Origin of the sequence: Kocuria sediminis (genome assembly GCF_009735315.1) — a bacterium.
Taxonomy (GTDB): domain Bacteria; phylum Actinomycetota; class Actinomycetes; order Actinomycetales; family Micrococcaceae; genus Kocuria; species Kocuria turfanensis.
This window is the reverse complement of sequence record NZ_WOGU01000007.1, coordinates 15,497-29,131: the sequence shown is the minus strand read 5'-3', so window position 1 is coordinate 29,131 and position 13,635 is coordinate 15,497. Positions and strand designations below refer to the sequence as shown.

Sequence of the window (13,635 nt, the reverse complement as noted above, 5' to 3'; positions counted from 1 at the left end):
TCCGGGTCCCGCCGCAGTACGCTGGACTCGCCGGATTCACAAGATTCACACGATTCACCGACATACACAGGGAGTGCCGTGGACAACCCCTTCCGGCCCACTGCCGGGGCCTCCCCGCCGGAGCTCATCGGCCGGGCCGGGGTCCTGGACGAGTTCGCCTACGGGCTGCGCCTGCGCTCCGGGGCGCCCGGACTGCTCACCATCTTCACGGGCGCCCGGGGCGTGGGCAAGACCGTGATGCTGGGCGCGGCCGAGGACCTGGCCCGCACCCAGGGCTGGGCCGTGGTCTCCGAGACGGCCACGAAGGGCTTCCTGGGCCGCATCGGCCACGCCATGCGCCGGCTGGCCGAGGAGCTCGGCAGCGGGCCCCAGGGCCGGCGGCTCACCGCCGTCACCGCGGCGGGCTTCGGCTTCACCACCCAGCTGCCGCCCCAGCAGCAGCTGGAGTGGCGCGAGGAGGGCCTGCGCCTGCTGCACCTGCTGGAGGAGCAGCGGACCGGCCTGGTCATCACCGTGGACGAGATCCACGCCGCCGACCGGCAGGAGATCGCCCAGCTGGCCGCGGACGTGCAGCACTTCATCCGCGCGGACCTGCCCGTCGCCCTGCTCTTCGCCGGCCTGCCGGCGGCGGTCTCGGACCTGCTGAACGAGGGGGTGGCCACGTTCCTGCGCCGCGCCGACCGGATCGACCTGCACGCCGCCGCCGTCGACGAGGTCCGGCAGTCCTACGCGGACACCTTCGCGGCGGGCGGGTTCACGCTCACGGAGGACCAAGCCGGCCGTGCCGCCGAGGCCACCGGCGGCTACCCCTTCCTGATCCAGCTGGTGGGGTACTTCCTCTGGCAGGAGGCCGAGAAGGTCGCGCCCGTGCTCACCGACGCGATGGTGGACCAGGCGGTCGCCGCCGCCCGCCGCCGGAACGAGCGCGTGGTCATCGAGGCGGCGCTCTCCACGGCCTCCCCGCGGGACCTGGACGTCCTGCGGGCCATGGCCGAGGACGACGGGCCGTCCACCGCCGGGGACATCGGCGCCCGGATCGGGGCCCGGCCGAACACCGTGGGCAACTACCGGACCCGGCTGATCGACGCCGGGCTGATCGAGCCGGCCGGCTACGGGCTGGTCCGCTTCGCCATCCCGGGCCTCCGGGAGCACCTGCGCCAGGGCCGCGCGTAGACCCCGAGCATCCGGTCCGCAACCGCCCCGCCGACTCCGTGCGTCTTGTCCGTGCCGGGGCACCGGCGCACCATGGGAGCAGGCCGAGGAGGTGGGTCATGCGGATCGTGATGGTCGGCGACGTCATGCTGGGCCGCCTGGTCAACGAGCGGCTCCGGCAGGAGGACCCGGCCTATCCGTGGGGCGACGTCCTGCCCCTGTTCGCGCAGGCGGACCTGCGGTTCGCGAACCTCGAGTGCGTGCTCGCCGACGGCGGGACGCCGTGGCCGCGCAAGACCTTCCACTTCCGCTCCGACCGCCGGAACATCGCGAGCCTCGAGGCGGCGCACCTCGACGTCGTCTCCCTGGCCAACAACCACGTGCTCGACTTCGGCGTCCCGGCGCTGCAGGAGATGCTGCCCCTGCTCGACGCCCACGGCATCCGGCACACCGGGGCGGGGGAGGACGCCGCGGCGGCCCGCGAGCCGGCGCTGGTCGGCGTGCACGGCACCACCGTGGGCGTCCTCGCCGTCACGGACAACGAACCGCGCTGGGCGGCCGGGCCCGGCGCCCCGGGGATCTTCCACGTGCCCGTCCGGCTCGGCGATGCCCGCGCGCAGCAGCTGCTGGAGCTCGTCCGGCAGACCCGCCGGCGCACCGGCCTCCTCGTCGTCTCCGCCCACTGGGGGGCCAACTGGGGCGTCGAGGTGCCGGAGGAGCACCGCGCCCTCGCCCACGCGCTCGTGGAGGCCGGGGCCGACGTCGTCGTCGGGCACTCCGCGCACATCTTCCGCGGTGTCGAGGTCGTGGCCGGCCGGCCGGTGGTCTACAGCGCCGGGGACTTCGTCGACGACTACGCGGTCGACCCCGAGGAGCGCAACGACCAGTCGTTCGTCTTCCTGCTCGACGTCCGGGACGGCCGTCCCCGGGACCTGCGCCTGGTCCCCACCGTGATCGCGGACTGCCGGGCGATGCGGGCCGGCCGGGAGGCGCCGGCGATCGCCGCTCGGATGGAGGAGCGCAGCGCCGCGCTGGGGACCCGGTGCCAGTGGCTCGAGGAGGAGCGGTGCCTGCGGATCCCGCTGGCGTGACGCGGGGGCTCACTCCTCGATCTTCCGGGCCTGTTCGTCCCAGGCGGCGTGGGCGTCCCGGTTCTCGGTGGGCGAGTAGGTCTCCCGCAGCGCCCGCAGCGCGGCGTTGCGCTGCTGGGCCAGGGACTCCGCGGCGGCCCTGGTCGCGGCGTCCTCGCGGGCCTGGGCCCGGGCGGCGGTCACGGCGTCCATGATGGCCTCCACGCCCAGGGCACCGCCCTCCAGGTAGGCGGTGCGGACCTGCCGGTCCGGGTGGTAGAGGTACTGGTCGTTGACCTGGCCGAGGCTGGTGTCGAACTCGTCGTCGGTGCGGTCGGAGATCATGGCGACCGTGCGGTCCAGGCAGGCATCGACCTGCTCGAGCAGGTGGTGCACCCGGGCGCTGGTGCGCAGCGACCACAGGGCCCGCCCGTGCTGCCGCAGCCGGTCCGCGTCCCAGTCCGCCTGCGGGACCACGGCCAGCGTCCCGGCGAGGAGGCGGGGGTCCCGGTTGCCGTCCTGCGGGGGTAGGGAGCGCAGGTGCCAGGAGATCCACGCCGTGCGCATGTTGGACGCCCCGGTCGCCCGGGCGTCCTCCACCGTCCGCTGCCCGGTCCGCCGGTTCACGACCGGCGGGGGGTCGGCTGCGGGGTCCGGGACCCCGATCTCCTGGGCCGCCCGGAGCTGGCTCCGGATGAAGCCCGCGCTCAGCCAGACGAGCAGGCCGAGCAGGGCCAGGGCGATGACGACCACTCCGCCGAGGATGAGGAAGCGGAACAGGCCGAGGAAGACGATCACGGCGAGCAGGACGAGCCACACGGTCGCGCTGCTGCTGCCCTGGGTGTTCTTCATGGTGGGTCCCCCCGAGAACCACGAGTCCTGAGCACCCAGTGTAGTCGTCACCGGCGCCGGGGGACCGGGGCCGGACCGGCCGATCCAGGCGTGCTCGCCCCGGACGGTCACTCCCCGGCGCGGCGGGCCTCCTCGTCCCAGGCGGCGTGGGCGTCCCGGTTCTCGGTGGCCTGCCGGGTCTCCCGCAGGGCCCGCAGCGCGGCGTTCCGCTGCTGGGCCAGGGACTCCGCGGAGGCGCGGGTGGCGGCGTCCTCGCGGGCCTGGGCGCGGGCGGCGTGATGGTGCCCATGATGGTCTCCACGCCCTGGGCACCGCCCTCCAGGTAGGCGGCGCGCACCTCGCGGTCGGGGTGGTAGAGGTACTGCTCGTTCGTCTGCCCGCGGCGGGTGTCGAACTCCTCGTCGGTGAGGTCGGAGATCATGGCGGCCACCCGGTCCAGGCGGGCCTCGACGTCCGCCCGCGACGAGTGACCGGCGGCTGCGCCGCGGCGGGCCCAGACGGCGCGCCCGTGCATCCGCAGCTGGGTCAGGTTCCACCCGGCCTTGGGGATCACGGCCAGCCGCTCGACGACGGAGGCGGCGTCGCCGCTCCGCTGCGCGGTGGTCCCGGGGCGGATCTGCCACTCCAGCCAGGCGGTGCGCATGTCGTTCCGGCCGGCGCGCCGGGCGCCCTCGAGCACGGCGTTCCGGCCCCGCCGGGTCTTCTCCGCGGCCGCCGCCGCGGCACGCTTCCGGCCCACCGTGCTGCGCAGCAGGGCCCTGGCGACCAGCGCGACCACGGTGAGCGAGCCGAGGACCACGGCGGCGCCGACGAAGAACTCCCAGTGCTCGACCACGAAGGAGTAGATCCAGCCGAGGACCCCCAGGACGACCAGGGCCAGGCAGCCGACCCCCGTGGCCCCGCCGGTGCTGCTGTCGCTGCTCGCCATGCCGCGCCTCCCCCGCCGAGTTCGCTGAGGACATCAGGGTAGGCGGGGCGCCGCACGCGGCAGCGGTGCCACCGGTTCATGACGGCCCGGAGCGCTGACGGCCCCGAGCGCTGACGGGCCGGAGGCGCCGGCGGCGGCCTGGGCGACGGCGACTCCGCCTCGGCTACAGCGCCCAGAGCTCCTCGAGGCGCTGGGCCCGCTCCCGCCGGGCCGCGTGGGCCTCCTCCAGGTCCACCGCCCGGAACCGGGTGACGGTGCCGGGGGTGGCGCGGGCCAGCAGGTCCATGTCCGCGGAGATCACGGTGCCCACCATGGCGTAGCCGCCGCCGGAGACCGCGTCCCGGTGCAGCACGATCGGCTGGGTGCCGCCGGGGACCTGGATCGAGCCCACGGCGTAGCCGGCGTCGACGATGTTGGAGGGGTCCGAGCCGGCCCCGAAGGGCTGCTCCCGCTCGATCCACTCCACGCCGGGGCCCTCGAAGCGCAGCCCCATGCGGTCGGCCACCGGGGTGAGCTTCCACTCCTCCTCGACCAGCCGGCGCCGCCCCTCGTCGGTGAGCAGGTGGTCGTAGAGACCCCACACGATCCGCAGCTCCAGCGGCCCGCCGAACGCGGGCCGGTGGGACGGCGGGATCTCCTCGATCGAGGGCAGCAGACCGGTCGGCTCGCCCACGGGCACCACGTCCCCGGCCTCCAGCTTCCGGCCGTGCAGCCCGCCCAGCCGCCCGATCGCGTAGGTGGAGCGGGAGCCGAGCACCTCCGGGACGTCGATGCCGCCGCGGACCGCCAGGTAGAACCGGGCGCCGCCGCGGATCACCCCGAACTTCACGGCGTCCCCCTCGGCCAGCTCGATCCGCGTCCAGGGCGGGCGCTCCTGCCCGTTGACCAGCAGGGGCACGTCGGCGCCGGCCACCGCGATCGTCGTCGGGGCGTCCACCGTGAAGGAGGGACCCATGTAGGTGCACTCCAGCACGGCCTCCTCGGCGGAGTTGCCCACAAGCTTGTTGGCCGCCTGGGCGGACTCCTGGTCCATGGCCCCGCCCTGCGGGATGCCCACGTTGTAGTAGCCGAACCGCCCCTGGTCCTGGACGGTGGTCAGCAGCCCGGGCTGCTCAATTCTCAGCGCCATCGAGGGCCTCCAGGAGAGTGCGGTTGTAGGTGTCGGGGTCGGCGAGCGCGGCTTCGACGTCGAAGGTCACGGGCGCCTGCTTGAACCGCCAGATGCCGGCCTCGACCTGCTCCTGGATGGACCGGTACTCGGCCTCGTCGACCGGCCGGAACTTCACGAGGTCCCCGGGCCGGAAGAGGATGAGGAAGTCCCGGAAGTCGGGCAGCTCCTGGGCTGGGTCGTAGATCGGGGCGGCGGCGATGCCGAACATCTGGTACCCGCCGGCCCCGCGCACGGAGTAGATGCAGGCGAAGCACCCGCCGTGGCCCACGGTCAGCGGGGGCGTGTCCGTGCGGGGGCTGAGGTACTTGGGCACCTCCAGCTGCTGCTCCCGGGGGACGAGCTGGTACATGAACGGCAGCCCGGCCACGAACCCGACCATGGACACCAGCCACGGGGACCCGTGGTGGCGGCGGATGAACTCGGCGGCGTCGGCCAGGCCGTTGACGTGGGCGGCGTAGTCGAGGTCCGTGCCGGAGGGGTCCTGGTGGTAGCCCTCGCGGAAGCGCTGGACGACCTCGGCGGTGTAGGGGTCCTGGTACCAGACCGGGACCTCGATGATCCGGGTCTGCGCCCGGTGCTGGGTGGAGGTGCGGGCCTGGCTCTCCAGCTCCTGGGTGCGGCGCTTGAGCTCCTCCGGGGCGAGGACGTCGGGGTCGAAGCGCACCAGCAGGGACGCGTTGGCGGGGCAGACGTCCACCACGCCGTCGAGCGCGAGCCCGGTGAGGCCCTGGGCCACCGTGGTGGCCAGGTAGTTGGCGGTGAGGTTCATCGCCTCGTCGAACTCCACGAACAGGAACTCGTCCCCGCCCCAGGTGTAGCGGGCGGTGGGCAGGTGCAGGGTCTCGGTCACGGTGTGCTCCCCTCGCCGGGCGTCTCGTTGCGCTTCTCGCGGGCCGGTCCGCCGAGCAGCTCGGTCTCGATCCAGGTGGTGTGGTGCTCCACGGCCGCGAACACCGGGTCCAGCACGAGCCGCTGCAGCAGCGGCACCGTGGTCCGGATCCCCTCGATGTGCGTGGCGGCCAGGGCCGCGCCCATCCGCTGCACGGCCGTGCCGCGGTCCTCGGCGTGCACGATCAGCTTGGCCAGCAGCGAGTCGTAGTACGGGGCCACGGTGTCCCCGGCGCGCACCCCGCTGTCCACGCGGTAGTGCTCGCCCTCGGGCCAGTCGAGCCGGCTGATGGTCCCGGGGCTGGGCAGGAAGTTCCTCTCCGGGTCCTCGGCGTTGATCCGGCACTCCACGGAGTGGCCGGTGAAGGTGATGTCCTCCTGCCGCAGCTCCGTCCGCCCGGTCGAGGCGATCCGCAGCTGCTCGGCCACGAGGTCCACGCCGGTGACGAACTCCGTGACCGGGTGCTCCACCTGCAGACGGGTGTTCATCTCGATGAACGCCGCCTCGTGCCGGACGGGGTCGTAGAGGTACTCCACCGTCCCCACTCCGGTGTAGCGGCAGAGCCGGGCCAGGTCCACGGCGGAGTCCCGGATGCGCTCGCGGACCGCGTCCGGCAGGTCCGGGGCGGGGGCCTCCTCGACGATCTTCTGCGAACGGCGCTGCAGGGAGCAGTCGCGGTCGCCCAGGTGCAGGAACGTCTCGCCGTCCCCGAGCACCTGGACCTCCACGTGCCGGGCCCGCTCGACGAAGCGCTCCAGATACACCGTGGTGTCCCCGAAGCTCGCCCCGGCCTCGGACCGGGCGGTGTCCACGGTGCGCAGCAGGTCCTCCTCGGCGCGCACCAGGCGGATGCCGCGCCCGCCGCCGCCGGCCGAGGCCTTGATCACCAGCGGGTACCCGACCTCCCGGGCCAGCGCCAGGACGGCGTCGTCGTCGCCCTCCAGGGGCCCGTTGGACCCGGCGAGCACGGGCACCCCGGCGGCGATCGCGGCCTCCAGGGCGCGGGTCTTGTGACCCATGAGGTCGATGACCTCGGGGGCGGGACCCACCCACGTCAGCCCCGCCTCCTGGACGCGGCGGGCGAATGCGGCGTTCTCGGAGAGGAAGCCGTAGCCGGGGTGCACCGCGTCGCAGCCGTGCTCGAGGGCCGCGGCCACCAGCGCCTCGGCGTTCAGGTAGGACTTCTGGGCGGGGGCGGGCCCGACGACGGCGACCGCGTCGGCGAGGCCCGCCGCCATCGAGTCCTGGTCGGCCTCGCTAACGGCCAGGACCGTGCGCAGGCCCGCGCTGCGGGCGGAGCGCAGGATCCGGACCGCGATCTCGCCCCGGTTGGCCACCAGCAGCGTGGAGATCGCCACGGCTCAGCTCTCCGCGACGACGGCGATGACGTCCCCGGGGTGGACCATGTCCCCGTCCTCGATCCGGAAGCCCTCCAGGGTGCCGGCGGACTCGGTCTGGACCTCGGAGAACTGCTTCATCACCTCGATGAGGCCGATGACCTGACCGGCCTCGACCCTCTCGCCGTCCTGCACGAAGGGGTCCTTGTCGGGGGAGGGGCGGCGGTAGAAGACGCCGGGGAGCGGGGACTGGATCTCGGCCATGTCGGTCCTTTCGGTCGGTGCTGCGGCTGGTTCCTGCTGGTGGTCTCCCGGGTCGTCCGCCGGATCAGCCGGCGGGGACGTGGGCGTCGATCGCCTCTCGCACGGCGCGGGCGACCGCCGGCGCGCCGGAAGCGTCCGAGTGCACGCAGACGGACTCGAAGCGCATGGGCAGCTCCGTGCCGTCCTCGGCGCGCACGGTGCCCTGCTCCAGGGCCTGCGCCACCCGCTCGGCGGCGGCGCCCGGGTCGGTGGCGTGCGGGGTGCGCTGGATGATCAGCCCGCCCTCGGCGTTGTAGTCCAGGTCCACGTAGAGCTCGGCCACGAACGGCACGCCGCGCTCGGCGCACACCGCCTCGTGGGCGGTGCCGGCCATCCCGAGCACCGCCACGCCGTAGTCGGCGGCGACCGCGGCCACGGACTCCATGAGCGCGGGGTCCTTGGCGACCATGCCGTAGAGCGAGCCGTGCGGCTTGAGGTGGTGCAGCTCCGCGCCGTGCTGGAGCAGGAAGCCGGTGAGGGCGCCCACCTGGTAGCGGACCAGGGACTCGACCTCCTCCGGGGTGAGCACCATGGCGCGGCGGCCGAAGCCCCACTGGTCCGGCAGGGAGGGGTGCGCCCCGATCCGCACGCCGTGGGCCACGGCGCCGGCGACCGTGGCGGACATGATGTCCGGGTCCCCGGCGTGGAAGCCGCAGGCGACGTTGGCGAGGTCCACCACCTGCAGCAGCTCCGGGTCGTTGCCGAAGCGGTGCAGGCCGATGCCCTCGCCCATGTCGGAGTTGACGGTGGGCCGGGTGCGGGTCTGTGGTGTGGCCATGGTCACAGCCTAGGGATGAGACGGGCTCGGGGGAACTGGCAGAACCAACAGCGACGCGCGGCGGATGGGCGGGTCTGGGGACGCCACCGCATTTACGGCCGTGAAACAGCGAGGACACGGCCCGGCCTCACGGCCTCCCTAGGTTCGCAGGCGAGACCCCTCGACCGAAGGAAGCCGCCATGTCCGAGAAGCTCCTCCCGCCACCCGCCGGTCCCACCGCGGGAGCACCCGCCCCTGTCGGGACGCACGCCCCCGGCGCCCCCGACCGCGACGTCAGCCAGGCCACCAGGGAGTCCCTCGAGGACTACACGCTGCGCTTCGCCCCGCGCTCCTACCGCAAGTGGGGCCCCGGCGTGGTGGCCACCAGCGCCCTGGGCGGCATCGCCTACCTCGCCGACTTCTCCATCGGCGCCAGCATCGGCATGGCGCACGGCACGGCCAACGCCCTGCTGGGCATCCTCGTGGCCGCGGTCATCATCTTCACCACCGGACTGCCCCTGGCCTACTACGCGGCCCGGTACAACATCGACCTGGACCTGATCACCCGCGGCTCGGGCTTCGGCTACTACGGGTCCGTGGTCACCAACATCATCTTCGCGACGTTCACCTTCATCTTCTTCGCCCTGGAGGGCTCGATCATGGCCCAGGGCCTCGAGCTGGTGCTGGGCATCCCGCAGGCGATCGGGTACGCGATCTCCACGCTCGTCGTGATCCCCCTGGTGATCTACGGGATGAACACCCTGGCCAAGCTGCAGGTGTGGACCACCCCGCTGTGGCTGCTGCTCATGGTCTTCCCGCTCGCCTTCCTCGTGCTCACCAACCCGGGCTCGGTCGAGACCTTCTTCGCCTACCAGGGCGAGAGCGGCGACGGCGGGGTCAGCATCGCCGCGGTCATGCTCGCGGCCGGTGTGTGCCTGTCCCTGATGGCGCAGATCGCCGAGCAGATCGACTACCTGCGCTTCATGCCGCCCAAGACTGCCGCCAACCGCCGCGCGTGGTGGACCGCCGTGGTCCTGGGCGGACCCGGCTGGGTGGTCTTCGGCGCCCTCAAGCAGGCCACCGGTCTGTTCATCACCGTCTGGCTGCTGGCCAAGCTCGACCCGGCCGCCTCCGCCACCGCGGACGAGCCGGTGCACCAGTTCCTCGGCGTCTACGAGGAGATGATGCCGACCTGGCTGGCGCTCACCCTGGCCCTGATCCTCGTGGTGGTCTCGCAGCTGAAGATCAACGTCACCAACGCCTACTCCGGCTCCCTGGCGTGGACCAACAGCTTCACCCGCCTCACCCGGCACTACCCGGGCCGGATGGTCTTCGTCCTGGTCAACCTCGCCATCGCCCTGGTGCTGATGGAGGCGAACATGTTCGACTTCCTCAACACGATCCTCGGCTTCTACGCCAACTGCGCCATGGCCTGGGTGGTCACGGTCGCCACGGACATCGCCGTCAACAAGTACCTGCTCAAGCTCTCCCCGAAGGTCCCCGAGTTCCGCCGCGGCATGCTCCACGCCGTCAACCCGGTCGGCTTCGTCTCGATGCTGCTCTCCGCCGGCATCTCGATCGCCGTGTTCTTCGGCGCCTTCGGGGCCGGCGTGCAGCCGTACTCGCCGATGTTCGCGATCGGCCTGGCCCTGGTCTGCCCGCCCCTGCTCGCCGTGGCCACCCGCGGGAAGTACTACCTGCGGCGCACCGACGACGGGATCGACCTGCCGATGTTCGACGCGGACGGCAACCCCTCCGACGCCAAGCTCACCTGCCACGTCAGCGGCCTGGAGTTCGAGCGCCCGGACATGCTGCTCTCCGCCGAGCCCGGCCCGCACGGGGAGAAGCAGTACATCTCCTCCCTCGCCCTGGCCACCGACCGGACCGGCCGGTACGTGCTGCCCGCCCAGCCTTGACCGCCGGCGGAGGCCCCGCCCCCGGGAGATCGCACCCGGGGGCGGGGCCTCCGCCGTACCCTGGTGGCGTGCCCGCACCCGAGCTCCGTCCGACGACGACGCTGGTGCGCCGCCTCCTGCAGGAGCAGCTGCCCGCCGCGCTGCGGGCGCTGGCCGAGCTGCCGCCGGTCCCGGCCGCGCAGGGCTGGGACAACGCGATGTTCCGGCTCGGGCCCGCCCATGCGGTGCGCCTGCCCGTCCGGCGAGCCGCCGTGGCCTGCCTGGTGCACGAGCGGCGCTGGACGGCCACCGCGAGCGCCCCGCTGGGCGCCCTCGGGATCGAGGCGCCGGTGCCGGTGTTCCCCGGCCGGCCCGGCGCCGGATACCCCTGGCCCTGGCTGCTCACGCGGTGGGTCGAGGGGGAGGCCGTCGCGCTGCTGCCCGTGGCCGACCGCGCCCGGCTCGCCACCGACCTGGCCCGGGCGCTGAGCGCCCTGCACGTGCCCGCCCCGCCGGAGGCGCCCCACAATCCCTACCGCGGCGTGCCCCTCGCCGAGCGGCTCCGCACCGTGCCCGCCCCCTGGCCCGCCACGGCGTCCGCGCTCGGGTGGGAGACCGCCGAGCGGCTCCGGGGCGTCGTCGAGGACGGGGCGCGGGCCGCGCCCTGGTCCCGGCCGCCGGTCTGGCTGCACGGCGACCCGCACCCCTGGAACCTCGTGCACCGGGCCGGGCGGCTGGCCGGGTTCATCGACTTCGGCGACGTCTGCGCCGGTGACCCGGCCTCGGACCTCGCCGCCGCGTGGCTGGTCCTCGACGCCCCGCAGCGCGCCGCCTTCCGGGCGCTCGCCGACGGCACCGGGCGCTACGACGCCGGCGTGTGGCGCCGCGCCGCCGCCTGGGCCGCCCTGTACGCGAGCGCGCTGACGGCCGGACCGGTGGGCGCCGCGCCGGGGTTCGGCCCCGTCGTCGAGCACGTGGTCCGCGAACTCGGTGCCGCCGGCGGGACTCGCTAGGACGCCGGTCCGGGCGCCGTCGAGGGACGCGCGCCGACGGCCGGCGGGTCCGACCTCGCGCGGGACGGCCGGGTCAGCGGCGCAGGGTGTCCCCGGGCGCCTCCCCGTACTGGTCGCGGTAGGCGGCGGCGAAGCGGCCGGGATGGGCGAAGCCCCACCGGGTGGCCACCGCGGTCACGGTGGTGCCCGGGGCGCGGTCCGCGGCGAGCAGGTCGCGGCGGGCGGCGTCGATCCGGGCCGTGCGCAGGTAGCCCGTCGGCGTGGTGTCGAGGTGGCGGCGGAAGGCCGCCTGCAGGCCCCGCGGACTCAGCCGGGCCGCCGCGGCGATCTCGGGCAGGCCGATGGGCTCGGCCAGGTGGGCCTCGATGAAGGCGATCGCCCGGCGCAGGGCCGCCGGCTGGGCCGCCCCCGGCGGGTCGGGCTCGTTCCCGGCCTCGAGGAAGGTGCTGGGGAAGGTCTGCAGCACGGCGGTGGCCAGGCTGCGCAGGCTCTGGTCGAGGAGCAGCGGGCCGGCCGCGGCGACGTCACCGCTCAGCACGTGCTGGACGACCTGCCCCGCCGTGGCCCGACAGTACTTCGCGTGCGCCTCGGTGCGCGCGTGGTGCCCGGTGAACCGCAGCCGGAAGTCGGAGCGGCCGGTCAGCGCCCGGGCGTAGTCCTCCACGACCGCGGTCTGCACGGTCAGGGTGCTCAGTCCCAGGCTCTCCCACCGCGCCTCGTAGCCGCCCGTGGGGAACAGGAAGACGGGTCCGCCGGTGATCTCGTCCCGGTCGGACCGGACGAGAAAGCGGCCGTGGGTCACGCAACCGATGCGCAGCAGACCCGTGTTGTCGTTGGCGCCGTTGCTGTCCCAGCCGATCAGGCGCAGCCGCTGGGCGGTCAGCGGCCCGAGGGCGGTGTGCGCCAGCGACATCTCGAACCCCGCCACCGGCTGCGGCAGGCGCAGGCTGCGGTAGGCCCGTTCCAGCGCCGCACGGCCCTCCTCCGGGTCCCGAGTCCTCAGGACCGACCATCCCTGCGGTGAACCCATGCCCCCAGGTTACTCAGACCGGTCCCGCCCCACAGCGCGTCCTGTCCGTAGACTGGAGGGGAGGTCCGGTGGGGGCAGTGCCGGACGTCTCACCCGCACGCAGCGAGTCGATGGGGAGAACACCGATGAGCGCACCGTTCCACCGCGTGGCCACGGTCAGGGATCCGGACGCCGTCGCGTCCCTGTTCGCCGAGGTGCGCGTGCCCTTCTCGTTCTCCCCGGCCCGTCCGGAGTTCCGCTACCGGCATTGCCACGACGGCGACGAGCACCTGTCGGTGGTGCGGCTGGGCCTGGACGGCCCGTTCTCCGCCTGGGGTGACACCGAGGTCTTCGGTGTCACCGACGGCCGGGCGACCTGCTACGAGTGGTCCACCGGCGCGGAGAGCGGCACCGGCCTCGGGACCCCGGTGCTGTTCCGCCCCGGTCACCCCACCCTGGTCGTCGGGGACGCCGTGGAGGTGACCACCATCAACGTCACCCGCCCCCTGCTGCAGGGGGTCGCCGACACCGTCTACGGCACCGAGACGCCCGTGGCCTTCGCCTCCGCGCGGCCGGTCACCGACCGGCTGGGACGGTACTGGGCCGACCTGGCCGGCATGGCCCGTGACACGGTGGACTCCGCGGCCTTCGCCGAACCCCTGGTGCGTGCGCAGCTGACCCGCCACCTGGCCGTGGCCATGCTCGAGTGCTTCCCCCTGGTGGGGGACCGGCAGGAGCGGACGCTGTCCATGGAGGCCCAGACCCGCGTCTACCGCACCGCGGTGGCCTTCTTCGACGGCCACGCCTCCCTGCCCGTCACCGTCGAGGACGCCGCCCGCGCCGCCGGTACCACCACCGAAGCCTTGGTGCGCGCGTTCCGCGCCAACCATCCGCGAAGCCTCACCCCGGCCGCCTACCTGCGCACCACCCGCCTGGCCGCCGCCCACGCCGACCTGCTCGCCGGCGACCCCGCGCGCGGGGACACCGTGCGGGAGACCGCCGCGCGCTGGGGCTTCGCCCATCCGGGCCGGTTCGCCGGGGTCTACCGGGCGGTCTACGGCGTGCCGCCGAGGCGAACCCTCGAGCGGTGACTTTCGGGGCGCGGGGGCGCGGCGGTCCTCGCCCGGGGGCGCGCAGGGGCCAGGAAGCCGCCGACCCAGGAGCGGACCGGCCACCGGGTGTCCGCTGGAGCGTCGCCGAGATGCCTCACGGGCCCCGGACGGCGGTCGTCACCGGCCCGGGGGTGTGCCGGTCCCGGT

General features: G+C 74.1%; 13 protein-coding genes. 6 read left to right on the top strand and 7 right to left on the bottom strand.

Annotated elements, in window-relative coordinates; genetic code table 11:
• Positions 1-78: 78 nt before the first annotated feature.
• Positions 79-1,173, top strand: coding sequence for a DUF8462 domain-containing protein (locus tag GMA12_RS09505; protein ID WP_162459697.1), 1,095 nt, complete (start codon positions 79-81; stop codon positions 1,171-1,173).
• 98 nt (positions 1,174-1,271) lie between these two features.
• Positions 1,272-2,243, top strand: coding sequence for a CapA family protein (locus tag GMA12_RS09500; RefSeq protein ID WP_156269289.1), 972 nt, complete (start codon positions 1,272-1,274; stop codon positions 2,241-2,243).
• Between the two features lie 9 nt (positions 2,244-2,252).
• On the opposite strand, the gene GMA12_RS09495 is transcribed toward GMA12_RS09500, so the two are convergent.
• Positions 2,253-3,074 (bottom strand): hypothetical protein, encoded by an 822-nt coding sequence (locus GMA12_RS09495; protein ID WP_156269288.1) that lies wholly within the window; start codon positions 3,072-3,074, stop codon positions 2,253-2,255.
• 641 nt (positions 3,075-3,715) lie between these two features.
• Here GMA12_RS09495 and GMA12_RS09490 point away from each other — a divergent pair.
• Positions 3,716-3,919, top strand: a complete 204-nt coding sequence (locus GMA12_RS09490) for a hypothetical protein (RefSeq protein WP_156269287.1) — start codon at positions 3,716-3,718, stop codon at positions 3,917-3,919.
• A gap of 246 nt (positions 3,920-4,165) precedes the next feature.
• On the opposite strand, the gene GMA12_RS09485 is transcribed toward GMA12_RS09490, so the two are convergent.
• The 5 genes from GMA12_RS09485 to GMA12_RS09465 form a co-directional block, all read right to left on the bottom strand.
• The gene (locus tag GMA12_RS09485) at positions 4,166-5,131 is read right to left on the bottom strand and encodes a 5-oxoprolinase subunit C family protein (protein WP_156269286.1); all 966 of its coding nucleotides are present in this window, start codon (positions 5,129-5,131) and stop codon (positions 4,166-4,168) included.
• Positions 5,115-6,023 carry a 5-oxoprolinase subunit B family protein gene (locus GMA12_RS09480; RefSeq protein WP_162459696.1) on the bottom strand — a complete coding sequence of 303 codons (909 nt, stop codon included), beginning with the start codon at positions 6,021-6,023 and terminating at the stop codon, positions 5,115-5,117. The genes GMA12_RS09485 and GMA12_RS09480 overlap by 17 nt, the downstream gene beginning before the upstream one ends.
• Positions 6,020-7,420 carry an acetyl-CoA carboxylase biotin carboxylase subunit gene (locus tag GMA12_RS09475; RefSeq protein ID WP_162459695.1) on the bottom strand — a complete coding sequence of 467 codons (1,401 nt, stop codon included), beginning with the start codon at positions 7,418-7,420 and terminating at the stop codon, positions 6,020-6,022. Before GMA12_RS09475 ends, GMA12_RS09480 begins: the two co-directional genes overlap by 4 nt.
• A gap of 3 nt (positions 7,421-7,423) precedes the next feature.
• Positions 7,424-7,663, bottom strand: a complete 240-nt coding sequence (locus GMA12_RS09470; RefSeq protein WP_156269285.1) for an acetyl-CoA carboxylase — start codon at positions 7,661-7,663, stop codon at positions 7,424-7,426.
• 64 nt (positions 7,664-7,727) lie between these two features.
• Positions 7,728-8,480, bottom strand: a complete 753-nt coding sequence (locus GMA12_RS09465) for a 5-oxoprolinase subunit PxpA (protein ID WP_156269284.1) — start codon at positions 8,478-8,480, stop codon at positions 7,728-7,730.
• Between the two features lie 179 nt (positions 8,481-8,659).
• On the opposite strand from GMA12_RS09465, the gene GMA12_RS09460 reads away from it, so the two are divergent.
• Entirely contained in the window at positions 8,660-10,375 is a 1,716-nt protein-coding gene (locus tag GMA12_RS09460) for a purine-cytosine permease family protein (protein WP_156269283.1), read from the top strand.
• A gap of 68 nt (positions 10,376-10,443) precedes the next feature.
• Positions 10,444-11,367, top strand: coding sequence for an aminoglycoside phosphotransferase family protein (locus GMA12_RS09455; RefSeq protein WP_156269282.1), 924 nt, complete (start codon positions 10,444-10,446; stop codon positions 11,365-11,367).
• 73 nt (positions 11,368-11,440) lie between these two features.
• Here the strand turns inward: GMA12_RS09455 and GMA12_RS09450 are convergent, their stop codons facing one another.
• Positions 11,441-12,397: an AraC family transcriptional regulator gene (locus GMA12_RS09450; RefSeq protein WP_156269281.1), complete on the bottom strand. Its 957-nt coding sequence runs from the start codon at positions 12,395-12,397 to the stop codon at positions 11,441-11,443.
• A gap of 125 nt (positions 12,398-12,522) precedes the next feature.
• Between GMA12_RS09450 and GMA12_RS09445 the strand changes: the two genes are divergently transcribed.
• Positions 12,523-13,467, top strand: coding sequence for a helix-turn-helix domain-containing protein (locus GMA12_RS09445; protein ID WP_162459694.1), 945 nt, complete (start codon positions 12,523-12,525; stop codon positions 13,465-13,467).
• Positions 13,468-13,635 lie beyond the last annotated feature (168 nt).